Here is a 24,081-nt window from a genome sequence, read left to right on the forward strand (position 1 = left end):
TATGGGAACGTCGGGACTGCCCGACGACCCCGCTTGTAAGACTCCAGGAGGCCCGATGAAGCCCGAGGTCACCCCCTCCTGCACCGGCGGCCAGCCGCCCGAGGCCGCAGCCTGCGGGCCGGTGGGCCACGCCGTCACGCGGGTGGCACGGCTGCACCGCATGGCCGCGGGCAGGCTCCTGCGGCAGGTCGGGCTCTACCCCGGCCAGGAGGCCGTGATGATGCTGCTGTGGCAGAAGGGGCCGGTGCGGCAGTCGGAGCTCATCAAGATCTGTGAGCTCGACCCGTCGACCATCACCAAGATGCTCCAGCGCCTCGAGCAGTCAGGGCATGTCCGCCGCTGCCCCGATCCGGCCGACCGGCGTGCGGTGCTCGTCGAGGCGACGGAGACGAGCTGTGCGCTGTTCGCCGATGTCAGCCGGGCCTGGCGCGAGCTGGAGGAACACACACTCGCCGGCCTTGACCACGCCGAGCGTGCCGAGCTCGGCCGCCTCCTGGCCAGGGTCGAGGAGAACCTGTGCCCGGAGACGGCCGAGTGCCCGGAGATCGGTGCTCAGCCGGACAGCACGTCGAGCGCCCTGTCGACGTCCGCTTCCGAGTTGTAGAGGTGGAACGACGCCCGCATGTTCCCCGCGCGGGCCGCCACGACGATCCCGGCCCGGGCCAGCTCCGGCTCCCGGTACCCGAGCCCGGGCACGGCCACGATGGCGGACTCCCCCGGGACCGGGGCGTGGCCGAGCTCAGTGAGCCCCCTGCGGAAGCGGGCCGCGAGCGCGGTGTCGTGGGCGTGGATCCGGTCCACCCCGACCTGCTCGACCAGCGCGAGTGAGTGCTCCGCCGCGTGGTACGCGAGGAACGCCGGCGGCTCGTCATAGCGCCGCGCCGACCGGGCGAACTCCTCCACCGGCCCATAGGTGCCCCGCGACAGGTCCTCGGCCGCCAGCCACCCCGCATGAGCCGGGGCCATCGACCGCTGCGCGTCCTCCGTGACGGTGAGGAACGAGGCCCCGCGCGGACAGAGCAGGTACTTGAAGGCGGCGGTGACGGTGTAGTCGTACTCCCCCGCCTCCAGCGGCAGCCACCCCGCGGCCTGACTGGCGTCGAGCAGCACACGGGCCCCGTGGGTGCGCGCCGCCCCCCGTACGGCGGCGAGATCGGCGACTCGCCCATCGGCCGACTGCACGGCGGACAGCGCGACCAGCGCCGTTACGGGACCGACCGCCTCCGCGATCCGCTCCAGCGGCACATACCGCACCTTCAGATCGCCCCGGGCCACGAACGGGGTAACCACGGAGCTGAACTCCCCCTCGGGCGCGAGGACTTCGGCCCCGGCGGGCAGCGAGGCCGCGATCAGCCCGACATGGACGGCCACCGAACCCCCGATCGCCACCCGCTCGGCGCCGACTCCGACGATCCGCCCGAAGGACGCACGCGCGGCCTCGGTGGCCTCGAAACTGCCCGAGCCTCCCGCCCACCCGGCGGCGATCTCCTCGGCGAGCCGCCTGACGGCCTCGACGGAACGCCGGGGCAGCAGCCCGCAGGTGGAAGTACTCAGATAGGTCGATGTGGGCGCGAACTCCGCGCCTCCCAGAGTGTCCATGTACGTGCACACTACGTCGCCCGGGGAATCACCGCCCGGCCCCGGGTGATCAACGACGCGGCGGAACCTCGCACGCGCCGTCGGCCTCGCAGACTCCTGTGGTCCCGGCCGTGTCCACCGGCGTGCTCTCCCGGCCCTCCCAGGCCTGCTCCAGAGCGCGCGTGAACACGTCGGAGGGCTGCCCGCCGGAGACGCCGTAGCGCCGGTCGAGGACGAAGAACGGCACGGCGTTCGCCCCCAGCTCGGCGGCCTCGCGCTCATCCGCCCGCACCTCGTCCGCGTAGGCGCCCTCGTCGGCGAGGACCGACCGGGCCTCGTCGGCGTCCAGACCGGCCTCGACAGCGAGCCCGACCAGCACCTCGGGGTCGAAGACAGACCGCTCTTCGGCGAAGTTCGCCCGGTAGGCGAGGTCGAGCAGCGCGTCCTGGCGCCCGCGCGCCCTGGCGAGGTGCAGCAGACGGTGCACGTCAAAGGTGTTGCCGTGGTCCCGCCCCTCGGTGCGGTAACCGAGTCCCTCCGCACGCGCGGCGGCCGCGACGTGCTCCTCCATCGCCCGCGCCTCCTCGACGGTGCGCCCGTACTTCTTCGCGAGCATCTCGATCACCGGGGCGGACTCGCCCTTGGCGCGGTGCGGATCGAGCTCGAAGGAGCGGTGCACGACCTCGACCTCGTCACAGTGGGCGAAGGCCGCGAGGCCCTTCTCGAAGCGGGCCTTGCCGATGTAGCACCACGGGCAGGCGATGTCGCTCCAGATCTCGACGCGCATGGAACAGCTTTCTCATCGGTCGGGTGTCATGGCGAGCGGGCGGTCGAAGCCGCCGTTCGGTGGGGCAACGCACGAGCACGCCGATGCATTCCGGGTCAGGAGCCGTCGCGCAGCCCGTCCGGCCAGGAGGGACGGAACTCGATGTGGTCGAAGGCGACGACGCAGCCCTCGCCCACGGGGGACTGGGCCATGAAGCCGACCAGCGCGGCCCCGGCCTGGTCGGGGGTGCCGAGGCGGAAGATCCGGACGAAGGTCCAGTGGGTGCCGTCCGTGGACGCGTGGAAGGCGAAGGCACCGCCGGTGCGGCTCATGCGGAGCCAGGCGCGGTCGCCGTCGACGGCGAAGGAGTTGGCGTCGTCGGAGTGCCCCCGGGTGACGACCGTGCAGACGGTCGGGGTGTCGGGGGACAGCTCCAGGCAGAGCTTGGCCCATTCACGCTCGGCGACATGGAGGTAGAGCGCGCCCGCGTCGAAGGCCGCGCCGAAGCCGGCTTTGACACGGGCGATCAGCTGGAAGTCGCCCTCGGGTGCGCCGAGCAGCCGGGGTGCGTCGGAGACCGGGTCGAGGGCGTCGGCGGTGGGTGGGACGAAACGGTCCTGGCGGGCACCCGCCCAGCCGGTGAGCGTGCCGTTCTCGTACGACCAGTGGGCATCCGGGCCGTACGGGCGGAGCGGGAAAGGGAGCTCCGGCAGGGTGGTCTCCTCGGTCACCCGGTCAGCTTTCCAGACCCTCCGGGCGGCCGTCGACCAGGCGTGGCAGGCCCAGCGGGTTTCCGTCGCGCAGCTCCGGGGGGAGAAGGACGGACGGGACGGACTGGTAGGTGACCGGTCGCAGCCAGCGCTCTGTCGCGCTGGCGCCCACGGAGGTGAAGGTGGAAGTGGCGGCAGGGTAGGGGCCCCCGTGGTACTGGGCGGGGGCGACGGCCACGCCGGTCGGCCAGCCGTCGACCAGCACCCGGCCCGCGAGCGGCACGAGCGAGGCGAGCAGCTCCGCCGCGGTGCCGTCCGCGGCCTCGGCCCCGGCGAGGTGAACCGTCGCCGTGAGGTTGCCGGGCAGCCGGGCGAGCACGGCCTCCATCTCGACGCGGGACTCGTAGCGGGCGACGACGGTGACCGGGCCGAAGCACTCCTCCAGGAGCAGATCGTGCGGGCCTTCGGTGGCCAGCGGCCCGGCGGGTACGGTCAGATAGCCCGCGCTGACGGTGTGCTCACCGCCCGCGCCGGGTGTCACGGGTGTCTCGACGCCGTCCAGCGACGCACGTTCGGCGACGCCCGCGATGAAGGCGTCCCGCATCCGGTGGTCGAGCATCACCCCCGGCTCGGTCTCGCTCACCGCCGCTGTCAGGGACTTCAGGAGCCTGTCCCCCACATCGCCCGCGGGCACGAGCACAAAGCCCGGCTTGGTGCAGAACTGGCCCTCCCCCAGAGTCATCGACCCGGCCAGGCCCGCGCCGATCGCCTCGGCCCGCTCGGCCGCAGCGGCCTCGGTGACCACCACCGGGTTGAGCGAGCCGAGTTCGCCGTGGAAGGGGATCGGCACGGGCCTGGCGGCCGCGGCGTCGAAGAGCGCCCGCCCGCCGCGTACCGAACCCGTGAATCCGGCAGCCGCCACCAGTGGGTGGCGCACCAGCTCCACTCCCGCGTCGAAGCCGTGCACCAGGGCGATCAGGTCCTCCGGCAGCCCCACCCGCTGAGCGGCGCGCCGCAGCACCGACGCGCACAGCTCGGAGGTGGCCGGATGGTCGGGGTGGGCCTTGATGACGACGGGGCAGCCGGCCGCGAGCGCGCTGGCGGTGTCACCCCCGGGCACCGAGAAGGCCAGGGGGAAGTTGCTCGCCGCGTAGACGGCGACCACGCCCAGCGGGATCCGCCAGCGGCGCAGATCCGGCAGGGGCGGGGTGCGGCCCGCGTCGGGGTGGTCGATACGGATGTCGAGGAAGGAGCCTTCGTCCACGGCGTCGGCGAAGGCACGCAACTGCCCTGTGGTCCGGGCCAGTTCACCGGTGAGGCGCACCGGGCCCAGCGCGGTCTCGGCGTCGGCGGCTTCGATGACGTGCTCGCCCGCTTCGTCGAGGAGGTCGGCGGCGGTACGCAGCAGAGCGGCGCGGACCGTACGGTCGGCCAGCGAGGACCGGGCGGCGTGCGCGGCACGCACCACCTGGTCGACCTCCGCGGCCGTGGCCTCGACCGCGACCTGTTCGCGCTGATGCCCGGTTCGGGGGTCCACGCTCCAGACTGGTGCTGCTCCCACCACGGCTTTCCTTCCCCGGAACGATTGTGCGCAACGGTGCGGACCCTATTTCCGGGTGTTTGGCAGGGTCAAGGGACACCGGGAGTCCACCTGTCCTCCCACGTGCGGTGAGGGCTCTCCGCCGCACGGCGGAGACGGTTCCTCTCCGGGCAGGAGGTGCCGTGCGGGCGCGGGCCGCGAGGGTGGTCTCCATGACACACACGCCGCTCACCGCTGTTTCCCCGGCGCCGCCCAGCCGGGCCCGCAAGGTCCTGCGGGCCGTCGAGATCGCCTCCTGCGTCCCGTATCTCGCCCTCAAGGTCGCCTGGATCGCGGGCAGCCGGATCGGGATACCCGAGGGCAGTGTGCTGCTGGAACACCGCGCGCTGATGGCCGTCGTCAACAGCGTGACCGTGCTGATGGACGGTGCCGTCATCGTGCTCGCCCTGCTGCTGACCCAGCCCTGGGGCAGGCGGCTGCCGTCCTGGCTGCTCGCCGTAGCGGCGTGGGGCGCGGGCGGACTGCTGGTACCGATCATGGTCGGCTTTCCGGTGCAGTCGCTTCTCGCGGCCACGAACGGTGCGGCGGATCCAGGGGCGGCCATGGACGGGAAGTTCCTCGATCCATGGGTCTTCGACGTCGTCTACACCGGCTTCATCATCCAGGGCCTCTGTCTGGGAACCCTGTTCGTGCTGTATGCCCGCGAGCGCTGGGCGCACTTGTGGCAGGGCCGGGTCGGGGACCTGCCCGACGGCGGCCGGGGGCTCAGGGCGGCTGCCATGGCCGGGGCCGTGCTCGCGCTCTTCCTCGTCGCGCTGCACGCGCTCTGGGCGCTCGGCGCGACCACGGGCCTTTCCCGCACCCAAGCCGCCCGGCGCGGGCCGGACTTCCACGTCCTCCAGACGGTCGACGCCCTGTATCTCGTCGCCGCGGCCGCCGGTCTGCTGATGCTCGCCTTCCGCCGGGGGCGGGCCCTTCCGGTACGCCTGCCGCTGGGCATGGCCTGGCTGGGATCCGGTGCGGTCGGCTGCTGGGGCGCCTGGCTGCTGTTCGCCGCGGCGCTGCCCGTGACCGAAGGCACCGAAGGCGTCCCGCAGTTGACAGTGCTGACCTACGCTGGCGGCATGATCGTCGGTCTGCTGGTGGCCGCCTGTACCGCCGTCTTCCTGCGGCGACGCGGCACATGGGACGTGTGAGGCGCGGATGCGCGGCCCTGTTCGGCGCGCGGGCGCGGCGGCGCTGGGTGCATCTGATCCTGGGCGGCGCCCTGCTGATGCCGTACTGGCTGCTCGGCCTGGTCGCGACGGGACCGTTGCTCGGGGCGGAAGGCACCTTCGGCGGGTCGTACGCGGCGCAGTTCGGGGCGTACGCCGTCGCCCTGCCGCTGGCCGCGGCCACCGCGGTGTTCCCGCTGACCCGGCTCATGTCGGTGGCAGCGGCCAAGGCGCTGTGCGGGGTGGCTCCGGAGCTCTTCGCGGACGGCCCGGCCGTTTCGCGGGGGGCCAGGCTGCGCACGGCGGGCTGGTTCACCCTGCACGTCGGGATGGGCGGGCTGATCAGCGGGGCGTCGCTGGCCCTTCCGCCGTTCGCCGTGACCACGGCGCTGCTGCCGCTGTCGGCAGGGATCCGTGACTGGGTACGGCTGCCCGCATCGCTCGACCGGCCGTGGGTCCTGGCCCTCGCGCCGTTCGCCGGGGCCGCGATGCTGCTGGCGCTGGCCGTCTGCGCGGCAGCGGCCGGGGCGCTGCTGGCGCGGCTGGCACCGGCGCTGCTGGGGCCTACGCCCGCCGACCGGGTCGCGGCGGCCGAGAGGCGCACCGCGGAGCTCGCCGCGCGCAACCGGCTGGCACGCGAGCTCCACGACTCGGTGGGACATGCGCTGAGCGCGGTGACCCTCCAGGCCGGAGCCGCGCTCAGGGTCCTGGACAGCGACGTACCGGGCGACCGGGCCTTCGTCCGGGAGGCGCTGGCCGCGATCGAGCAGACCACGCGTCGTACGGTCGGTGAACTCGACGGTGTGCTGGGGCTGCTGCGACGGGACGACGAACCCGCCGGGTCCCGTGTGCCGACCGGACCCACCCTGGAGTCCTTGGACCTACTCATCGGAAACTGCGGGCTGGCCGTCGGGTACGAAGTCGGTGCCGATCTCAGCCGGGTACCGGAGCGGATCTCGCGTGACGCGTACCGCATCGTGCAGGAAGGTCTCAGCAACGCCCAGCGGTACGGCGGCACCGACGCCAGGGGGGCACCGGACGGAGTTCGCCGACCCGTATCGCTGCGCATCGCCTGGGAGGACGACGTCTTGCTGATCGCCATCGAGAACCCGCTGCCCGACCGGCGAGCCGTGGTACGGCCCGGCGGCGCCCGTGGGCTGCGCGGAATCGCCGAACGTGCCGCCCTGCTCGGCGGCCATGCCGAGGCGGGCCCCGTCGACGGTGGTACGTGGCTGCTGACCGCCAGGCTCCCGCTCACCGGCGCGCGAGGTGCACGGTGACGACGACGAGCACGGTCCGGGTCGTGCTGGCCGACGACGAGCGGATGGTCCGCACCGCGCTGCGGGTGATCATCGACGCCGAACCGGACCTGGAAGTGGTGGGCGAGGCGACGACGGGCGCGGAGGCGGTTTCTCTGGTGCGGCAGTTGCGGCCCGATGTGGTGCTGATGGACGTACGTATGCCGGACGTCGACGGCATACGCGCCACCGAGCAGATACTCGGCACCCTGACCACGGCGCCGCGGATCGTGGTCGTGACGACCTTCGAGAACGATTCGTACGTGTACGACGCCCTGCGCGCCGGTGCCGCGGGCTTCCTGCTCAAGAGGTCCGGTGCCCAGGACCTCGTCGCGGCGGTGCGGCTGGTGGCGCACAGCGACTCGCTGCTGTATCCGGCCGCACTGCGCGGTCTCGCCGCCGCCCACGCCCGCCTCGCTCCCCAACCGCCGAGGTGGGCGGCGCGGCTGACGGAGCGCGAGGCGGATGTGCTGCGGCTGATGGCCAAGGGGCTGACGAACACGGAGATCGGTGAGCGGCTGGGGGTCGGTCACGCCACGGCGAAGACACACGTGGCGGCGGTGCTGGCGAAGACCGGCACGCGCGACCGCACCCAGGCCGTGATCGCGGCGTACGAGTCGGGCTTCATCACCCCGGGTCCGCACGCCTGAGTGTCCGGCGGCCGGGGCCGAAGCAGACGCCGTACGCCGAACGCTGTGAGGCCGGCAACGCGGTGCAGGGGGCACGGACGTGGCAGCCGCCGTCCCGAGGGGCGGCATCGGCCACGGAAATGTTCGGGATTGGTAATAAGCGGATCCGTCACGCCCCCGCTCCCGTCCTCCGGGGTGCAAGTCAGGCGCAGGGGAGAGCGGAGAAGGACATGGGGCGGCGTCGGAGCCTGGGTATGAACGGCCGTGTGATGGTGGCGGCCGTCGGTGTGGCGGGGATCACCGCCCTGGCAGCGGCATGGACGAGCCAGGCCGCCCCTCCCGGAACGGAGCCGGCCGTATCCGCGAAGCCGGAGCCGAAGCCGATCGTGGGCCAGACCTCCGTTCCGGATCCCAAGCTCCCCCCACCCACCGTCAACATGGACATCGCGCACGCCTCCGACGTGGGCGACAAGGGCGTCAACATCACGATCGACGATGGTCCTGACCCGACTTGGACACCTCAGGTCCTCGCCGCACTCAAGGACAACGGTGTCAAGGCGACCTTCTGCATGGTCGGAACGCAAGCCAGGGCCCATCCCGATCTGGTCAAGGCCGTGGTGGCGGACGGGCACCGGCTGTGCGACCACTCCGTCTCCCACGACACGACCATGGGCAGCGCGTCACATGCCCGACAGTCCCAAGAGATCCTGGACGCGGCGAAGATGATCACCGAGGCGTCAGGGGGCGTCAAGCCGCTCTACTACCGTGCTCCGGGCGGTGCCTTCACTCCCTACAGCCGTCAGATCGCCGCCTCGCAGGGCATGCGGCCGCTGGGCTGGAACGTGGACTCCAAGGACTTCAAGCGCCCCGGGGCGGCCGCGATGGTGGCGACCGTGAAGAACGAGGTCTCCAACGGGCCCACCATTCTGTTCCATGACGCGGGTGGAGACCGCAGCCAGACGGTTGCCGCTCTGCGCGAGGTCCTGCCGTGGCTCCGGGAGCAGGGATACGGCTTCGGGTTTCCGGTGCGCTGAGACCGGCGCATGAGATCGATGGATCCCGGATGAGGATCTCCTGAGAAAGCCGGCAGAACGGAACGAAAGCCTCCGGGTCGGTCGTCCTCACCAGGGATGAACAAGACGATCAGACACGCCGCGGTCTTCAGCCTCCTCCTTGTGCTCGCCCTGCTGGTGCAGGCGACCTGGGTGCAGGCGTACCGGGCCGAGGCGCTCACGGACGGCAGCCACAACCGGCGGAACACCATCGCGAAGTACGCACAGCCGCTCGGCGACATCGTCGTGGCCGGTGCACCGGTCACGGGTTCGAGCAGGACCAGAAGCGGTGATCTCGCGTACCAGCGCACCTACACCGACGGCGAGCTCTACGCGCCGGTCACCGGCTACAGCTCGCAGGCCTACGGTGCCACCCAGCTCGAGGGCATCTACGGGGACGTGCTCGACGGCTCGGCGAACCGTCTGAAGAACCCGCTCGACGCACTCACCGGAAAGCCGGAGCGGCCCGGGGACGTTCTGACGACCATCGACCCGGCCGTGCAGAAGGCCGGTTTCGAGGCGCTCGGCGACAACAAGGGCGCTGCGGTCGCCATCGACCCGAAGACCGGCCGGATCCTGGGGATGGTGAGCACCCCGTCGTACGATCCGTCGACGATCAGCGGCACACACGACGGCGACGCCTGGAAGCGGCTCACGGAGAGCGAGGACCAGCCGATGCTCAACCGGGCGCTGCGCCAGCCGCTGCCCCCTGGCTCGACCTTCAAGCTGGTGGTAGCCGCGGCTGCGCTGGAGGACGGGCTGTACTCCTCCGTGGACGAGCGCACGGACAGCCCGTCCCCGTACACGCTCCCGAACACCCGGACCGTCCTGCCGAACGAGAATCCGTCCGCGCCGTGCGAGAACGCCAGCATCCGCACCGCGCTCCGGTACTCCTGCAACAACGTCTTCGGGAAGATGGCCGCTGACCTGGGGCAGGAGAAGGTACGGGCGACGGCCGAGAAGTTCGGCTTCAACGACGCGGAACAGGACGTGCCGGTGCGCGCCACGAAGAGCGTGTATCCGTCCGGGATGGACGCGGCGCAGACCGCACTGACCGGCATCGGCCAGTTCGACGTGACGGCGACTCCCCTGCAGATGGCGATGGTGTCCGCGGCTCTGGCCAACGACGGGGTCATGGCGGCCCCGCACATGGTCTCCAAGGTCGTCGACGCGGACGGCTCGACCGTGGAGAGCGACGAGGAAACGGGATCGGAGCGGATCGTGTCCTCGTCCACGGCGCGGCAGCTGCGCAGTGCCATGGTCACCGTCGTCGAGGACGGCACGGGCGCCAACGCGCGGATCGACGGTGCAGAGGTGGGCGGCAAGACCGGGACCGCCCAGCACGGCGAGAACAACAGCAAGACGCCGTACGCCTGGTTCACGTCCTACGCGAAGGACACGGCCGGCGGCGACGAGGTGGCCGTCGCGGTGATCATCGAGGACTCGGGGGCGGAACGCTCCGAGGTGAGCGGCAACGGTCTCGCCGCACCGGTCGCCCAGAAGATGATGCGGGCCGCGCTGCGCTGAGCACCCCGGTGGGCGGGCGGGGCCGGGCGCACGATATGCAGGAGGTCGGCCATCCTGGCTCAACTTCCTTGCAGACCGGAGGACTTCAGTGCGCCCCCTGCCCCGTTCCCTGTCCGGCTGGACCATGGCGGTGTTCGGTGTGCTCGCCGCCGCGCTCGGCGTGGTGGGGCTGGTCGCCCCGGATGCGCTGATCAGTCTGATGGGCTTCGCCCCGGTGCCGGGCCCAGGCGGGGACCGGGCGCCGGGCGACCACACCCTGGTGTTCCTCACCGCGTCCTCGATGGCCGCGGTGAACATGGGCGTGTACTACATCCTGGCCGCCCTGGCCGACTGGCGGGCCTTCTTCCGGTGGACGGTGCCGTTCCGGCTGCTGACCTGTGCGGTGTTCACGGCCGCGGTGGTCACCGGGCGGGCGCCGGCCGGATTTCTGGGGGTGGGTCTCTGGGAGGGGCTCGGTGCGGCGCTGACGGGTGCGGCGCTGTGGCACGAGACCCGCCGCCGCACGGGCGACGGTGGCCGCAGCCACGGCCACCGGGTCATCTGACCCCGAGCAGTTCCTCGACCGGACCGATCGCGAAGTAGAGGACGAACAGCGCCGACACGGTCCACAGCAGCCAGTGCACCTCGCGCGCCTTGCCCAGCACGGTCTTGATGGCGACGTACGACAGGAATCCCGCCCCGATGCCGTTGGTGATGGAGTACGTGAAGGGCATGACGGCGATCGTCAGGAAGGCGGGGATGGCGACCTCGTAGCGCTCCCAGTCGATGTGCCGTACCTGGGTCATCAGCAGGAAGCCCACCACCACGAGGGCGGGGGCGGCGGCCTGGGCCGGGACGACCGTGGCCAGCGGGGTGAACAGGAGCGCGAGGCCGAAGAGGGCCCCGGTGACGAGGGAGGCGAGCCCGGTACGGGCGCCCTCGCCGACGCCCGACGCCGACTCGATGTAGCAGGTGGCGGACGAGGAGGAGGCCATACCGCCGGCGACCGCCGCCGCACCGTCGATCAGCAGTACCCGCCCGAGGTTGGGGACGTCGCCGTTCTCGTCGAGCAGCCCCGCCTCGTTGGTGACGCCGACGATCGTGCCCATGCTGTCGAAGAAGTCGCTCAGCAGCAGCGTGAAGACCAGCAGCACGATGGTCACCGCGCTGGCCTGTCCGAAGGCGCCGAACAGACTGAACTGACCGAGGAGTTGGAAGTCCGGGGCGGCGATGATGCTCGGAGGGACGTCGGGGACGGTCAGTCCCCAGGCGTTGGGGTCGATGTCCGCGAGCTCGTCGATGAGGATCGCGATCAGCGTCATCACCACGATCGAGATGAGGATCGCGCCGCGCATCCTGCGGGCCATCATCGCGCAGGTGAGCAGCAGCCCCAGGCAGAAGACGAGCACCGGCCAGCCGGAGAGCTGCCCGCTGGCACCCAGTTGCACGGGCACGGTGCCCGTCTCTCCCGGGATCCGGGTGACGAAGCCGGCGTCGATGAAGCCGATGAACGCGATGAAGAGCCCGATGCCCACGCTGATGGCCTGTTTGAGCGGCTGCGGGATGGCGTGCATCACCGCCTCGCGCAGTCCGGTGACGACCAGCACACAGATGACGATGCCCTCGACCACCACCAGGCCCATCGCGTCCGCCCAGCTCATCAGCGGGGCGAGCTGGAAGGCGACCACGGCGTTCAGGCCGAGACCGGCGGCGATGGCGATCGGCAGATTGCCACCGAGACCCAGGAGCGCGGTCATCACGGCGGCGACCAGGGCCGTGGAGGTGACGAGCGCCGGTCCGGAGAGCGTGTGACCGTACTTGTCCTCGGCGCCGCCCAGGATGATCGGGTTGAGCACGAGGATGTAGGCCATCGTGAAGAAGGTGGCGAAGCCGCCGCGTACCTCCCGTGCGACGGTCGAACCCCGTGCACCGATCCGGAAGTACCGGTCGAGGGCGTGGTGATGCTGCGAAGTCGGCATGGCTCTCCTCGGCGGTGGCGGCGGCAGCCGCGGTGGGCCGGTTCCGGCGGCTGGTCGGTCAGCCGCCGGATCCGCACGGACCGGGGCCGTGTTATGTCATCTGCTATCTAAGGCATGCACCGGTCCGTCATCAGGGCGGCTTCCCCATCCGGGCAGGCCATTCACCCTGCCAGCATGCCCGGATGCGCAACCTGACGGTTCTTCAGGGCAGCGACACGGCGCTGTATCTCACCGGAGGGGTCGTCTCCGGCTTCGGCGCCACCGCGATGTGGCTGGTCTCCGGCATCTGGGTGAAGTCGCTGACCGACTCCGACGGTCCGGCGGCCCTGGCGGTCTTCGCCCTGTGGGCTCCCGCGCTGGCCGGGCCCTGGCTCGGGTCGGTCGCCGACCGGGTGCGCCGGCGGCCCCTCGTCGTCGCGGTGGCCGCCGCCATGGCCCTGCTGCTGCCCTGCCTCGTGCTGGTCGGCTCCGCCGGACGGGTCTGGCTGCTCTTCTGCGTCCTGGTGGTGTACGGGGCGGGCGGGGTCATCGCGGAGGCGGCGGAATCCGCCCATGCGCTCGACGGTCCGGGCGCGCCGGGTGAGAGCGGCTCCCGCGGAATACGGATGACGGACCCGGTGGGCAGCGGGCATCATTCCGGTCATGCCGAGACCTTCCGGATTCCGTTACGAGCAGCGTGGTGACGGCAGCGTCATCATCACCCACCGCGGCCGCTCCGCCGCCACTCTGCGCGGAGCGCGTGCCGGCACGTTCCTGTCCGAGGTCGAGTCGGGCGACGCGCAGCTCGTGATGGCCCGCTGGACCGGGGCGTACCGCTTCGGGAACGAGCGGCAGGCCCGCCAGCATCCGAGGAACCGGTCGGGTCGGCGATAGACGCCATTCGGCCGAAGGTGCCGAAGGTAAGGGAACGGCAAAGCCGCCTCGCTCGTTACCCCAGTCATGACAGCTATGACCCCCGGCTCGAACATCTCCCTGGCCGCCACGCGCGTGGCGGTGGACGTCAGCGCTCCCGTACGGCTTGACGTCTCGGGCCTGCTGCTCACGGCCGACGGCAAGGTGCGCTCCGACGACGATTTCATCTTCTACAACCAGCCCTCGGGGCCCGGTGTCACCCACCGCTCAGGCGGGGGCGCGACCCCCGACGCGATCATCGTCGACACCGCCGCAGTCCCGGCCGGGATCGAGAAGATCGTCGTCACGGCGAGCCCGGACGCCGCAGGCCAGAGCTTCCAGGGCATCGAGCCCACGGCCACCATCCGGGACGCCGACAGCGGCTCCGTGCTTGCCACCTTCACCCCGCCGCAGCTGGGCACCGAGACCGCGCTGGTGGTCGTGGAGATCTATCTGCGGGGCGGCGCCTGGAAGGCGCGCGCCGTGGGCCAGGGATATGCGAACGGCCTGGCGGGCATCGCCACCGACTTCGGGGTCTCGGTGGACGAGGAGCCTGCCGCCGCGCCCGTACAGGCGCCCGCCCCTGCTGCGGCGGCACCCGCCGCCGCACCTGCGGCACCCGCGGCCGCGAGCGGCAAGATCAACCTGGACAAGGGCCGGGTCAGCCTTCAGAAGAACCAGACCGTGTCCCTGGTGAAGGGCGGCAGTCCGCTGCTCTCCCAGGTCAAGATGGGCCTCGGATGGGAGCCTGCCTTCGGGGGCAAGGACATCGACCTGGACGCGTCGGTGATCGCCTACGGACCCCAGCGCAACCATCTGGACAGCTGCTACTTCGGCAAGCTCTCCATCCTGAACGGTGCGGTCAAGCACTCGGGCGACAATCTGACCGGTGAGGGCGCGGGTGATGACGAGGTGATCGTCGTGGATCTGGGCCGGATCCCGGCCGAGGCCACCGGCCTGGTGTTCACCGTGAACTCCTTCTCCGGCCAGAAGTTCACCGAGGTCGCCAAGGCGTACTGCCGGCTGCTCGACGCCGCCACAGGTGAGGAGCTGGTCCGGTTCGACCTGACCACCGCGGAACCGCAGACCGGGGTCATGATGGCGAAGCTCATCCGGCAGTACTCCGGTGAGTGGGAGATGACCGCGATCGGCGAGTTCGTGAAGTCGCGCACGGTCCGGGGCATGGTCAAGCCGGCGGCGCAGGCACTCTGACCCACCAGGCGAACAGCCCCGCTCCGGTCGCCGCACGTGCGGCGACCGGAGCCGGATGTCAGCTCTGCGCCCAGGGCCAGTCGGCCGACCGGCCCGCCTCCAGCAGCGGGACCATCCGGAAGGCCGCGTCGGTGAGCCCGCCGAAGGTGTGCCGGTTTCCCTCACCGGACGGGCCGTGTCCGGCCCGGTAGCCCGCCAGGTTCCAGGTGTAGACGGGCACGTCCGCCGGGATCTGCGCGATCGGGCTTCCGTGGTGGCTGTACGCCGTCTGCTCGTCGGTGACGATCAGCACCCGGTCGTGCCTGCGGTAGTGCCGGCGCACTGCCTCGGCGGTCTTGGTGCCGCCGAGGTCGCCGAAGCGCCCCAGGACCTTAAGAACCGAGTCGCCGCGGCGGTACTTCACGGCCCGGCTGCTCGTGCCGAACTCGACCAGATCGGCATCGGCAGCTCGCATCGCCAGCGCCGTACCGAAGATCGCCGCCGCGTCCGCGCAGTTGAGCTGGGAGCGCGCGGACAGCGGCGACCACATCGAGCCCGAGCGGTCCACGAGGATCAGCGTCCGCCCGGGCAGCGCGGGCACGTTGGCCAGCGAGTGCCCGAGTGCCTTCTCCAGCGGGTACGACCAGCGCAGCGACGGCGCGTGCTGGTACGCGGCGAGGTAGCGGAACGGGAACTGCTTCGAGGCGGCCACCGCCTCAGGGTCCGAGATCCTCGCGGCGACTTGAGCCGCCACCTCGTCCGAGACCCCGGCCTCGTCGAAGTTGCGCAGATTCCGCACCATCGCCATTGCGCCCATGGACGGGATGACGGCTTCCCAGGCCGCCGCGTCCATCGGCCCCTGGAGCCAGCCCGCCAGCGCCTCCCAGGTCACCCCGGCCTGGGTCAGGCGCTCAGCGCCACCCGGTCCGGTGACCACGGCACGCCGCTCGGCGACGGGCAGTTCCATCAGCGCACGATGGGCGGTCAGCATCCGGTTCGACGCGGGCGGGGTGGCGGTGTCGGGGTGGTGGCGGCGGTCCAGCGCGTAGTGGAACAGCTCGCCCTGCCACGGCTTGCCGGGGTCGGGCGAGGCGTGCACCAGGTTGAGCACGTCGCCGAAGCGGTAGCCCTTGCCGGAGGTGTCGTACTTCAGCAGCGACGCACCGTGGTAGAGGCGGCGCACGGCGTCGGCGACACCCCGCTTGACGGGCTTGGGCACAGCCCGCCCGTAGCGCGAGGTCCAGTAGCCGAGCAGCTCTCCCGGCTCGTCGGCGCGGCGCAACACGGACGCGATGACCTGCCGGTTCGCGGGGCCCTCGGTGGCAGCGGCGGCGAGCCGGGCCCTGACGTACTCCGCCGCCCCGACGAGCGAGGCCGTGCGCATGCCCGCGTCGCCGCGGAGCCACCCGAGCAGGCCGGCGGTCCAATCCGGGTCCTCGACGGCGAGGGTGCGCACCAGGGCGGTGAAGCGGTCGTCGCGGTCGTCGCCGGACTCGTAGAACGTCTGCTGCGAAACGAAGTTGGCGACGGCGAGCAGGAACAGCTCGGAGCGTGCGTCGCGCCGGACACCGGTGCCTCCCTGGTGGGTGGCGGCAAGGTCGGTGGAGCGTACGGGCGAGGTCGCCGCGGCTCGTCGATTGGTGCGGGTGTTGAAGCGTGCCATGTGAATTCCCCCGAATTCCCCGTTGGTTGTTCATTGCCGGGGAGGCACAGCATGAACGAGCGATGAGAGGCGCCCGAGGTCGAAGCGGCCACGGTCCATATGACGGCTGCTCTATCCGATTGAGCTACACGCCCCGAAGGCGTGACGGGATTCGAACCCGCAACCCGCTGTTCCCCATGAAGTATCCGGGGCCTGCGCACCGGGCACTCTCTTCGCATGCCGGCCTCCCGAGATCGAAATGGCGGCGGTTGGGATTCGATCAACGAAGTAACCGCAGCCTGCGCACCGGGAGGTGCATGAAGTCGTGGTGTCCAGAGAACAAGTTCGGCGGAACCGACGATGGTGCTCTGGCCCCTGAGCTACACCGGCCTGAGTGCCGGAGACGGGACTCGAACCCGTGACCTCCCCATTAGCAGTGGAAGTAGGTCCTGCCTGCGCACCTGGACGCTGATCACTCTAGGGCGGACGGCCGGGTGCGCGCCAAGGGATTTACCCGGAGGGCGCCGGCGGTTCAGCGGGGGGGTGACGCTTCCACGGTCCGGTGATGGCGAGCATGATGCCCGGGTTCTGGATGTTGGCGAACAGCGTCCGCCCGTCGGGTGAGAAGAGCCGTGCCCACCGAGCCGCCTCGCTTGCCCCGGACCCGGTCCGGCTGAGGCGGCGGGCGTTCGCCGTGGACGGCAAGTGCCTGCGCGGAGCCGTCCGCGCAGACGGCAGCCGGATGTTCGTCCTGACCGCCGTCCGTCACGACGACGCACTGACCGCCGCCCTGCGCGAGATCGGCGCGAAGACCAACGAGATTCCTGAGTTCGCCCCGCTCCTGGACGCCATCGACGACGCGGACCTGCACGAGGCCGTGATCACGGTGGACGCGATGCACGCGCAGAAGGATCACGCCCGCTACCTCGTCGAGGACCGCCACGCGCACTATCTGCTGTCGGTGGCGAACAACCAGCCCACGCTCGCGGGGCAGTTGAGAAAGTTACCCTGGGGCAAGGCGCCTGCCCTTGACCATTCACGCGACCGGGGACACGGCCGCGAGGAGGTGCGGGGGGTGAAGGTCGTCTCCGTGGACGGCCTGCTCTTCCCGCCCGCCCGCCAGGTCGTTCGCATCCACCGCAAACGCCGGCCCCTCGGTGCGAAGAAGTGGCAGACCGAGACGATCTACGTAGTCACCGACCTGCCCGCCCATCAGGCGTCCCCCGCCGAGATCGCTTCCTGGGCCCGCGGCCACTGGATCATCGAGAACACCGTCCACTGGACCAAGGACGTCACCTTCGCCGAGGACGCCAGCCAGGTCCGACGTCACCACACCCCGGCCGTCATGAGTGCCTTACGCGATCTGACCCGCACGGCCCTCGACCGGGCCGGCTGGACCAACATCGCCAACGGCCGACGCGCTCACACCCGCCCCGACGCAGCCCTCAACCTGCACGGCATTCCATGATCAAAACGGGGGATTCTCCCCGGGCCCTGACCGCAGGGTCGAGGTGAACACGGCGATGCCGGACGGACAAGCACGCGGAAGCTCCTGTCGGACAGGCGATCTTGGCCGTAAACCCGTCTACCAGGGGCTTCTTCACGTCCGGATATCAACCCCTCCAGCCCAACTACCGACCCAGCCCAAGAGGTTGGAAAACGCTCACCGCTTCTGCTTGCTGTGGAACAGCTGTGAATAGGCATCAGGCGCTACCGAAGGTGACTCACCTTCACTACAGTCGCTCGCCATCCCGCTGCATCGTCAGCGGGATACCTCGACAACTGCTGGCCCAACCCAAGTGCTGCTCGCTGCGCCTACATTGCAGGGGTCGAGCTTCTAGGGGCCAGCCAGATTCAGCGAGTTCAAGGAGCTGAAGTGACCTACGGAAAATCTGCCCCAGGCAGAAGGCTACGCAGAACCCTGGTCATGGGCAGCGCTCTGCTTCTGGCCGTGGTCGGCCCGAGCGTGGCCGGCGCGCCCGCCGAGGCGACCTCCAGTGCGTCGTCGGCAGTCGAAGACCTTCCCCTGAACCAGGTCAGCGTCTCCGGTTGGCACAACGCCTTCGAAAAAGACAAGGCGAGCAAGCTCACCACTGCGCTCGACAAAGGCGCCCGCCTGCTGGAGATCGACGCCTACAGCACTTACAGCGGAACGGGCGGATGGGTGGTGAGCCATTCGAACCCATTGATCGCGAACAACAACTGCACCTACACGGTGGGAAAGTGGATTTTCAAGACGACTCAACAAGATGGAAATCTGCGCACCTGCCTCGACAACCTGGAATCGTGGAGCAAGGCTCACCCTGGCCATGACCCCGTTTATGTCAAGCTCGAACTGAAATGGGGATTCAGGAAGAGCGCGGACAAGGGTCCTGCCGATCTGGATTCGCTCATCAAGAATCACATCGGCGAGGAGCGCATATTCAAGCCCAGTGACCTGACCGGAGGCCGTCAGCTCACGCTGGACGACGCGGCGCGTGCGGGTTGGCCGACCTGGAAGCAGCTGCGTGGGAAGTTCATCTTCTACCCGATCACCGGGACAGTTGAGAATGAGCTCGCCGGCTACGACCTTGACAACCTCTCCACATCCGAGGAGTACGCGGCACACGTTCGGGATCTCGCAAATTCAGGACACCTGAACCAGGCAATGATGTGGCCAAACATGCGTCCCCAGTCCGGCAACGGTGACCCGCGCACCGCCTACGACGTCTCGCTGCGCCCCTGGATCGTCATGTTCGACACGCAAGCCCAGAACTGGCTCAACGATGGACACGACATGGCCTGGTACTGCTCGCAGCACTATCTGACCACATTCACCTCCGCAGCCAGTGTCGCCCCCGCCTTGGACGGCACGGATCCCGACCCCGACGCGGCAGCCGAACGCGTCAGGTACCTGGCACAGCGCGGAGCCAGCGCCGTGACCCACGACTGGACCAAGGCGCCAGGCGCCCTCACCGTGCACCCCCGTACGTGCTGAGAAACCACCATGAGTCGATCCGGGCGGCGATCGTCGCCCGGATCCTGACAGTCCCGTAGGACACGGTCCAAGGATCTTCAGTGCGGTCACCGATCGGGTGACGGCCGGGGATGGATAGCAGGCGAGGCCTTCGGGCAGTGGTTCGAGATGTCTTAGTGGACGTTAAGTCCGTTTCTGGTAGCGGCCTTGTCCGGGTTGGGTGAGGAAGCCTTGGCGGGCAGGGCCCCGGGGAGAATCCCGTCGCTCCTGGTTTGACCGGTTGATCATCGATGCCGGGGGGGGACGAGGGGGGTGTGCCTCTTGAATGCTGGCGGTGCGAGTGTGCCCGGCCGCGACCCGCGCACGGACAGACGGCAGGTGAACACCACGCGACCGTCACACGACACGGTGGGCCCACGCCCGCGCATCGCCGCCCTGCGCCGTGCCTCGTGCCGCGCCATCCCGGCTCCCTCTGCCGGGGCCGCCTTCTCAGGTCCCGGCGCGGGAGCGGGCCTTGAACGCCGCCTTGCGTGCCTCCTTGGCCGTCCCGCGATCGCCGTGCAGCCGTCCCATCGCCTCCAGCACATCGGCCGTCGCGGGGTGCTCCACACGCCATGCCTCGCCGAAGAACCCGCTGTGCTGTCCGACGAGCCCCTCCACGAGCCCCCGTAGCTCGTCCGACTCCCCCTCGGCGTCGAGCTGGGCCGCGATCGTGTCGACCGCCAGCCAGAGGATCATGGACGGCGGGGGCGCCGGAACGTCGGCGGTGCCACGCTCCGCGAGCCATACCCGGGCGAGCCCGCCCAGCTCCCGGTCGTCGAGTACCGCGCGTACGGCGGGCTCGGCGTCCGCGCCGAGCAATGCGAGGGCCTGCTGGCAGTGCAGCCGCCGAAGCGGCGCGCCGCGGTCGGTGCCGTGTGCGGCGTCCAGCAGTTCGGCGGCGGCTGCGCGAGGGGTACGGCGGGCCAGCCACTCGATGGTCTCCGCCCGCGCCGTGAGCTCGGAGTACCGCGCCACCCCGTCGAGCAGTGCGTCCGCTCCCCCGGTCGCGAGGTCCCCGACGGCAGGTGCCGCGATCCCGGCCTCCAGCATCCGGGCCCTGATCCCGTACAGCCCGAGCGGGGTGAGCGCCACGAGGCCGTAGCGTGACACGTCGTCATCCGCCGCGTCGGGCGCATGCATGTCCGACGCGGCCGGACCGGAGGGGCCGGACCGGGCGGTGGCGGGCCCCGCCTCCTCCTCCATCAGATCCCCGTCCACGGGCCGGTACCGCACCAGACCGATCGGTTCAAGCAGCCGGAACTGGTCGTCCAGCCGCATCATCGCCTCCGACACCTGCTCCAGGATGTCGTCGGTCGGCTCTCCCATGTCGTCGGGCACGATCATCGACGCGGCCAGCGCGGGCAGCGGCACAGCAGCACCGCTGCCCGCGGACGCGGCGCCGTCCCCGGTGATGCCGCCGTCAGCGGCTCCCTCGGTCAGGGTCAGCAGATACAGATTGCCGAGCACCCCGTCGAGGAACTCGGACTCCGCCTCCGGGTCCCAGTTCAGGGCGTCCAGGTCGATCTCGCCTTGCTCGTCGATGACCGCCGACAGATCGTCCAGGAGGGGCGCGATGGCGTCGGCGCGGACCGACTCGAAAGCGTCCTGCCACAGCGCCAGCACGTCCCTGGGGCTGCCGCCCGTGATCAGCGGCAGATTGCCACCCGTGGTGACGGTCCCCGGCAGTTCGCCACCACCGACACCGTCTCCGGCTCCGTCCTCGTCATCGGGGACGACGACCTCGACCAGTCCGGTGTCGACGGCCACGCGCCAGGCCGCACTCGCGTCCGCCGTCCCCTCTTCGTCGGGCGCGAGGCCCAAGGCCTTCGCCGCATCCGGAAGCTGATCCTCCACCAGCACTCCGCCCGCGCCGACCCTGGTGCCGGGGCCGGCCCAGCGCGCCAGACGCACGGCACGCGACAGCAGCGGTGCGCCCAGCGCGTCCCGTGCCAGCTCGGCCTCCCGGCGCAGCCTCACCGGGGGCAGTGCGGGGCTTGCGGCGGGGCGGTCTGGTGACATCTGGCGGTTCTCCTCGGCATGCGTGTACCGGCTCGGGCGGCATCCCCAGCGTAGACGCATTTCGCCCCATGCCACCCGGTTCATACACGCGTCAACGGCAGTACACCGAGAGCCCCTTGACAAGTGACATGTCCACCCAGGACATTGACGCGCGTAGAACCAGCACCACCACCCTCATACCCCCCTCATTCCGGAGTTTTCCCGATGCCTTCGATCCCGAGATCAGCCGCCGTCGCGTCCGTTATGGCGTCCGCTCTGGCCGCCGGACTGCTCGCCGGTTCCTCCTCGGCCGCCGCCGACGCCGACATCACGGCAGACACCGCCGGTACGCGTATTCACGACATCCAGGGCACCACCCGCACCAGCCCACTCGTCGGCCAGCAGGTGAAGGATGTCGAGGGCATCGTCACCGGCGTGCGCTCCTACGGCTCTTCGCGCGGCTTCTGGATGCAGGACACGCAGGCGGACGCCAACCCGGCCACCAGCGAAGGCCTGTTCGTGTTCACCAGCTCCGCCCCGACGGTCGCCGTCGGCGACTCGGTGAAGGTCACCGGCACGGTCAGCGAGTACGTCCCGGGCGGTCTGACCTCGGGCAACCAGTCCCTGACCCAGATCTCCAAGCCGACCATCGCCGTGGTGTCCTCCGGCAACGCGCTGCCGGCCCCGGTCACCATCAGCGCCAGGAGCGTCCCGTCGGCCTACGCCCCCGAAGGCGACCCGGCCGCCGCGAACAGCATCAACGGACTCACGCTGGAGCCCGGTACGTACGCCCTGGACTACTACGAGTCCCTCGAGGGCACCAACGTGAGCATCGGCACCTCGCGTGTCGTCGGCGCCACCGACCCGTACTCCGAGCTCTGGGTCACGGTGAAGCCCCGCGAGAACGCCACCGTGCGCGGCGGCGCCCGATACGGCTCGTACGAGTCCCAGAACACCGGCCGTCTCCAGATCCAGTCGCTGGTGCCGACCTCCCAGCAGGCGTTCCCGAAGGCGAACGTCGGTGATGTGCTGTCCGGTACGACCGAGGGCCCGCTGGACTTCAACCAGTTCGGCGGCTACACCATCACCGCCCGCACCATGGGCACGGTCACCGACCGCGAGCTGGAGCGCGAGTCGACCCGTCCGCAGCGCCGCGGCGAGCTGGCGATCGCCACCTACAACGTGGAGAACCTGGACCCGTCCGACCCGCAGGAGAAGTTCGACGCGCTGGCCAAGGCCGTCGTCGAGAACCTCGCCGCCCCGGACATCCTGGCCCTGGAGGAGATCCAGGACAACACCGGCGCCAAGAACGACGGTGTGGTCGCCGCCGACCAGACGATCAAGAAGTTCACGGACGCGATCGCGGCTGCCGGTGGTCCGGCGTACGAGTACCGCACGGTCGACCCGGCGAACAACAAGGACGGTGGCGAGCCGGGCGGCAACATCCGCCAGGTGTTCCTGTTCAACCCGGAGCGGGTCTCCTTCACCGACCGCGCCGGTGGTGACGCGGCCACCGCGACCGGTGTCACCAGCGAGGGCCGCAAGGCCGCGCTCACCCTCTCCCCGGGCCGGATCGACCCGGCGAACACCGCCTGGGAGGCCAGCCGCAAGCCGCTCGCGGGCGAGTTCGTCTTCCGCGGCCGCACGGTCTTCGTCATCGCCAACCACTTCGGCTCGAAGGGCGGTGACGAGGGTCTGACCTCGCAGCACCAGCCGCCGGTCCGCTCGTCCGAGACCAAGCGCCTCGAGCAGGCCAAGGCCGTCAACACCTTCGTCAAGGACATCCTGAAGGTGCAGCGCAACGCCCACGTCGTGACCCTCGGCGACATCAACGACTTCGAGTTCTCGGACACGGCCAAGGCGCTGTCCGACGGCGGCGTGCTGTACTCGGGCATCAAGTCCCTGCCGCGCTCAGAGCGTTACTCGTACGTCTACCAGGGCAACAGCCAGGTGCTGGACCAGATCCTGGTCAGCCCGTCGATCTGCGACTTCGACTACGACAGCGTGCACATCAACGCGGAGTTCGCCGACCAGAACAGCGACCACGACCCGCAGGTGCTGCGCTTCCGCCCGTAAGCCCTGGTGCTTCGCCACTGCACGCCCGTGCTCATACCGAGTGCGGGCGTGCAGTGCGTCATGGGCCCCGCCTCAGTCCTCCTGTTCGCTGAGCAGCCGTCACGCGGTGAGGACCATGGCGGTACGGGCGGTGCCACACCGTGCCGATCTCCTCCTCATCGAGGGGTGTTCGCGCACTGCTGGGTGCGGGTGCGGATGGAGTCGGCCGCCATGAGAGCCGCCCTCCGCGTGCCCCAAGGTCGTCAGCCTCCCGCGTTCACCTCGTTGTCGGGTGCTCCGTCACCGACGGGTGGCAGATCGCCCCGCTCGACCGGTGCGGCGGACCGTGCCGGCTCCTCGGGGAGCAGAGCGTCGAGCTCGCGGTCGTCGGCCCGGTGCGCGGATATCAGCGCGGCGCGGAGGACCTCCCGGTCCACCGACGCGCTGTCGGCGTCAAGCCGGACTACGTGGCCGTCCTCGACCCGGACGTACTCGTGCTGTCCGCCCTTGGCGCTGTACCACGTCCGGTCACCGTCGGGCCGACAGCTCCGCTGCGCACCGGACTCGCAGGTGGCGTCGGGGAACGTGCCCCGGTCGACGCGCAGATGGATCTGCCCGCCGCCGGACGCCGCCACATAAGCGCTCTGGAAGCCGTCGTCCCCCGAGGGCCCCAGGGACTGCTTGGCCACCGCGAAGCCGGGAACATCGATGACGTAGATCAGCTCCATGGCGGACTCCAGACTCCGCGCCCTGGCCTCCAGCACGGACCGGTCAGGGACGGGCCCGTCGACGGCGGCGGACCGGTCGGGGCCGGGCCGGGCCGGGGTGGCACCGGACGCCGGTATCCCGTCGACCCGTTGCGTGCCGCAGGCTGCGAGCACGATGAGCAGAGGAAACACAGCGATACGCCCGATGCGGCCAGTGCGGCTCATGCGGGCCATACCGCCGGCGCGGGAGATGTGTGCGTGACGGATCATGACTCCATCCTGCCCGGCGCCCGAGCGACCTCGCACCTCCCTGGCACCTACTCGCCA

At 70.5% G+C, this 24,081-nt stretch carries 20 protein-coding genes and 1 pseudogene; 13 read left to right on the top strand and 8 right to left on the bottom strand.

What is annotated here, in order from left to right:
• Positions 1 to 55 precede the first annotated feature (55 nt).
• Positions 56 to 604, top strand: a complete 549-nt coding sequence (locus ABZ532_RS00400; protein ID WP_361277976.1) for a MarR family winged helix-turn-helix transcriptional regulator — start codon at positions 56 to 58, stop codon at positions 602 to 604.
• On the opposite strand, the gene ABZ532_RS00405 is transcribed toward ABZ532_RS00400, so the two are convergent.
• From ABZ532_RS00405 to ABZ532_RS00420, 4 genes are all read right to left on the bottom strand, one after another.
• Entirely contained in the window at positions 553 to 1,599 is a 1,047-nt protein-coding gene (locus tag ABZ532_RS00405; RefSeq protein ID WP_361277978.1) for an aminotransferase class V-fold PLP-dependent enzyme, read from the bottom strand. The genes ABZ532_RS00400 and ABZ532_RS00405 overlap by 52 nt on opposite strands.
• A 49-nt stretch (positions 1,600 to 1,648) precedes the next feature.
• Positions 1,649 to 2,365, bottom strand: a complete 717-nt coding sequence (locus tag ABZ532_RS00410; RefSeq protein WP_361277980.1) for a DsbA family oxidoreductase — start codon at positions 2,363 to 2,365, stop codon at positions 1,649 to 1,651.
• Positions 2,366 to 2,460: 95 nt separating this feature from the next.
• On the bottom strand, positions 2,461 to 3,075 hold the full coding sequence (locus ABZ532_RS00415) for a DUF1349 domain-containing protein (protein WP_361277982.1): 615 nt from the start codon (positions 3,073 to 3,075) through the stop codon (positions 2,461 to 2,463).
• A gap of 4 nt (positions 3,076 to 3,079) precedes the next feature.
• A complete protein-coding gene (locus ABZ532_RS00420; RefSeq protein ID WP_361277984.1) occupies positions 3,080 to 4,615 on the bottom strand; it encodes an aldehyde dehydrogenase (NADP(+)) in 1,536 nt (511 codons plus the stop codon).
• 191 nt (positions 4,616 to 4,806) lie between these two features.
• Between ABZ532_RS00420 and ABZ532_RS00425 the strand changes: the two genes are divergently transcribed.
• From ABZ532_RS00425 to ABZ532_RS00450, 6 genes are all read left to right on the top strand, one after another.
• The gene (locus ABZ532_RS00425) at positions 4,807 to 5,790 is read left to right on the top strand and encodes a hypothetical protein (RefSeq protein ID WP_361277986.1); all 984 of its coding nucleotides are present in this window, start codon (positions 4,807 to 4,809) and stop codon (positions 5,788 to 5,790) included.
• Positions 5,778 to 7,088: a histidine kinase gene (locus ABZ532_RS00430; RefSeq protein WP_361277988.1), complete on the top strand. Its 1,311-nt coding sequence runs from the start codon at positions 5,778 to 5,780 to the stop codon at positions 7,086 to 7,088. The genes ABZ532_RS00425 and ABZ532_RS00430 overlap by 13 nt, the downstream gene beginning before the upstream one ends.
• Positions 7,085 to 7,756 carry a response regulator transcription factor gene (locus tag ABZ532_RS00435; protein WP_361277990.1) on the top strand — a complete coding sequence of 224 codons (672 nt, stop codon included), beginning with the start codon at positions 7,085 to 7,087 and terminating at the stop codon, positions 7,754 to 7,756. The genes ABZ532_RS00430 and ABZ532_RS00435 overlap by 4 nt, the downstream gene beginning before the upstream one ends.
• 209 nt (positions 7,757 to 7,965) lie before the next feature.
• A complete protein-coding gene (locus ABZ532_RS00440) occupies positions 7,966 to 8,769 on the top strand; it encodes a polysaccharide deacetylase family protein (RefSeq protein ID WP_361277992.1) in 804 nt (267 codons plus the stop codon).
• Between the two features lie 96 nt (positions 8,770 to 8,865).
• Positions 8,866 to 10,314 carry a penicillin-binding protein 2 gene (locus ABZ532_RS00445; protein ID WP_361277994.1) on the top strand — a complete coding sequence of 483 codons (1,449 nt, stop codon included), beginning with the start codon at positions 8,866 to 8,868 and terminating at the stop codon, positions 10,312 to 10,314.
• A 124-nt stretch (positions 10,315 to 10,438) separates the two neighbouring features.
• Positions 10,439 to 10,858, top strand: a complete 420-nt coding sequence (locus ABZ532_RS00450; RefSeq protein WP_361278623.1) for a hypothetical protein — start codon at positions 10,439 to 10,441, stop codon at positions 10,856 to 10,858.
• Here ABZ532_RS00450 and ABZ532_RS00455 read toward each other — a convergent pair.
• Positions 10,851 to 12,272, bottom strand: coding sequence for an NCS2 family permease (locus ABZ532_RS00455; RefSeq protein ID WP_361277996.1), 1,422 nt, complete (start codon positions 12,270 to 12,272; stop codon positions 10,851 to 10,853). The genes ABZ532_RS00450 and ABZ532_RS00455 overlap by 8 nt on opposite strands.
• A 182-nt stretch (positions 12,273 to 12,454) precedes the next feature.
• Here ABZ532_RS00455 and ABZ532_RS00460 point away from each other — a divergent pair, with 182 nt between their 5' ends.
• From ABZ532_RS00460 to ABZ532_RS00470, 3 genes are all read left to right on the top strand, one after another.
• A complete protein-coding gene (locus ABZ532_RS00460) occupies positions 12,455 to 12,955 on the top strand; it encodes a hypothetical protein (RefSeq protein ID WP_361277998.1) in 501 nt (166 codons plus the stop codon).
• Positions 12,915 to 13,145, top strand: coding sequence for a hypothetical protein (locus ABZ532_RS00465; RefSeq protein ID WP_361278000.1), 231 nt, complete (start codon positions 12,915 to 12,917; stop codon positions 13,143 to 13,145). The genes ABZ532_RS00460 and ABZ532_RS00465 overlap by 41 nt, the downstream gene beginning before the upstream one ends.
• A gap of 66 nt (positions 13,146 to 13,211) precedes the next feature.
• Complete coding sequence (locus ABZ532_RS00470; RefSeq protein ID WP_361278002.1) at positions 13,212 to 14,375, top strand: TerD family protein; 1,164 nt, start codon at positions 13,212 to 13,214, stop codon at positions 14,373 to 14,375.
• Positions 14,376 to 14,433: 58 nt separating this feature from the next.
• Here the strand turns inward: ABZ532_RS00470 and ABZ532_RS00475 are convergent, their stop codons facing one another.
• Positions 14,434 to 16,017 carry a TROVE domain-containing protein gene (locus ABZ532_RS00475; RefSeq protein ID WP_361278004.1) on the bottom strand — a complete coding sequence of 528 codons (1,584 nt, stop codon included), beginning with the start codon at positions 16,015 to 16,017 and terminating at the stop codon, positions 14,434 to 14,436.
• A 601-nt stretch (positions 16,018 to 16,618) separates the two neighbouring features.
• Here ABZ532_RS00475 and ABZ532_RS00480 point away from each other — a divergent pair.
• Together ABZ532_RS00480 and ABZ532_RS00485 are read left to right on the top strand one after the other, a co-directional pair.
• Positions 16,619 to 17,464: pseudogene (locus ABZ532_RS00480) on the top strand (ISAs1 family transposase); the annotation flags it as partial.
• A gap of 459 nt (positions 17,465 to 17,923) precedes the next feature.
• On the top strand, positions 17,924 to 18,973 hold the full coding sequence (locus ABZ532_RS00485) for a Ca2+-dependent phosphoinositide-specific phospholipase C (protein ID WP_361278006.1): 1,050 nt from the start codon (positions 17,924 to 17,926) through the stop codon (positions 18,971 to 18,973).
• 468 nt (positions 18,974 to 19,441) lie between these two features.
• Here the strand turns inward: ABZ532_RS00485 and ABZ532_RS00490 are convergent, their stop codons facing one another.
• The gene (locus ABZ532_RS00490; RefSeq protein WP_361278008.1) at positions 19,442 to 21,013 is read right to left on the bottom strand and encodes a hypothetical protein; all 1,572 of its coding nucleotides are present in this window, start codon (positions 21,011 to 21,013) and stop codon (positions 19,442 to 19,444) included.
• A 204-nt stretch (positions 21,014 to 21,217) separates the two neighbouring features.
• Between ABZ532_RS00490 and ABZ532_RS00495 the strand changes: the two genes are divergently transcribed.
• Positions 21,218 to 23,068 carry an endonuclease/exonuclease/phosphatase family protein gene (locus ABZ532_RS00495; protein WP_361278010.1) on the top strand — a complete coding sequence of 617 codons (1,851 nt, stop codon included), beginning with the start codon at positions 21,218 to 21,220 and terminating at the stop codon, positions 23,066 to 23,068.
• Between the two features lie 242 nt (positions 23,069 to 23,310).
• Here the strand turns inward: ABZ532_RS00495 and ABZ532_RS00500 are convergent, their stop codons facing one another.
• Complete coding sequence (locus ABZ532_RS00500) at positions 23,311 to 24,024, bottom strand: hypothetical protein (protein WP_361278012.1); 714 nt, start codon at positions 24,022 to 24,024, stop codon at positions 23,311 to 23,313.
• Positions 24,025 to 24,081 lie beyond the last annotated feature (57 nt).

The organism is Streptomyces sp. NPDC019396 (assembly GCF_040632375.1).
In the GTDB taxonomy this organism is placed as follows: Bacteria; Actinomycetota; Actinomycetes; order Streptomycetales; family Streptomycetaceae; genus Streptomyces.

Bases quoted from the DNA above. Each gene is read 5' to 3' on its own strand.
- ABZ532_RS00500 (WP_361278012.1), bottom strand. From the start codon at position 24,024: ATGATCCGTCACGCACACATCTCCCGCGCCGGCGGTATGGCCCGCATG.
- ABZ532_RS00460 (WP_361277998.1), top strand. From the start codon at position 12,455: ATGCGCAACCTGACGGTTCTTCAGGGCAGCGACACGGCGCTGTATCTC.
- ABZ532_RS00400 (WP_361277976.1), top strand. From the start codon at position 56: ATGAAGCCCGAGGTCACCCCCTCCTGCACCGGCGGCCAGCCGCCCGAG.
- ABZ532_RS00465 (WP_361278000.1), top strand. From the start codon at position 12,915: ATGCCGAGACCTTCCGGATTCCGTTACGAGCAGCGTGGTGACGGCAGC.
- ABZ532_RS00485 (WP_361278006.1), top strand. From the start codon at position 17,924: ATGGGCAGCGCTCTGCTTCTGGCCGTGGTCGGCCCGAGCGTGGCCGGC.
- ABZ532_RS00490 (WP_361278008.1), bottom strand. From the start codon at position 21,013: ATGTCACCAGACCGCCCCGCCGCAAGCCCCGCACTGCCCCCGGTGAGG.
- ABZ532_RS00475 (WP_361278004.1), bottom strand. From the start codon at position 16,017: ATGGCACGCTTCAACACCCGCACCAATCGACGAGCCGCGGCGACCTCG.
- ABZ532_RS00405 (WP_361277978.1), bottom strand. From the start codon at position 1,599: ATGGACACTCTGGGAGGCGCGGAGTTCGCGCCCACATCGACCTATCTG.
- ABZ532_RS00430 (WP_361277988.1), top strand. From the start codon at position 5,778: ATGGGACGTGTGAGGCGCGGATGCGCGGCCCTGTTCGGCGCGCGGGCG.
- ABZ532_RS00495 (WP_361278010.1), top strand. From the start codon at position 21,218: ATGCCTTCGATCCCGAGATCAGCCGCCGTCGCGTCCGTTATGGCGTCC.
- ABZ532_RS00470 (WP_361278002.1), top strand. From the start codon at position 13,212: ATGACAGCTATGACCCCCGGCTCGAACATCTCCCTGGCCGCCACGCGC.
- ABZ532_RS00455 (WP_361277996.1), bottom strand. From the start codon at position 12,272: ATGCCGACTTCGCAGCATCACCACGCCCTCGACCGGTACTTCCGGATC.
- ABZ532_RS00425 (WP_361277986.1), top strand. From the start codon at position 4,807: ATGACACACACGCCGCTCACCGCTGTTTCCCCGGCGCCGCCCAGCCGG.
- ABZ532_RS00445 (WP_361277994.1), top strand. From the start codon at position 8,866: ATGAACAAGACGATCAGACACGCCGCGGTCTTCAGCCTCCTCCTTGTG.
- ABZ532_RS00450 (WP_361278623.1), top strand. From the start codon at position 10,439: ATGGCGGTGTTCGGTGTGCTCGCCGCCGCGCTCGGCGTGGTGGGGCTG.
- ABZ532_RS00440 (WP_361277992.1), top strand. From the start codon at position 7,966: ATGGGGCGGCGTCGGAGCCTGGGTATGAACGGCCGTGTGATGGTGGCG.
- ABZ532_RS00410 (WP_361277980.1), bottom strand. From the start codon at position 2,365: ATGCGCGTCGAGATCTGGAGCGACATCGCCTGCCCGTGGTGCTACATC.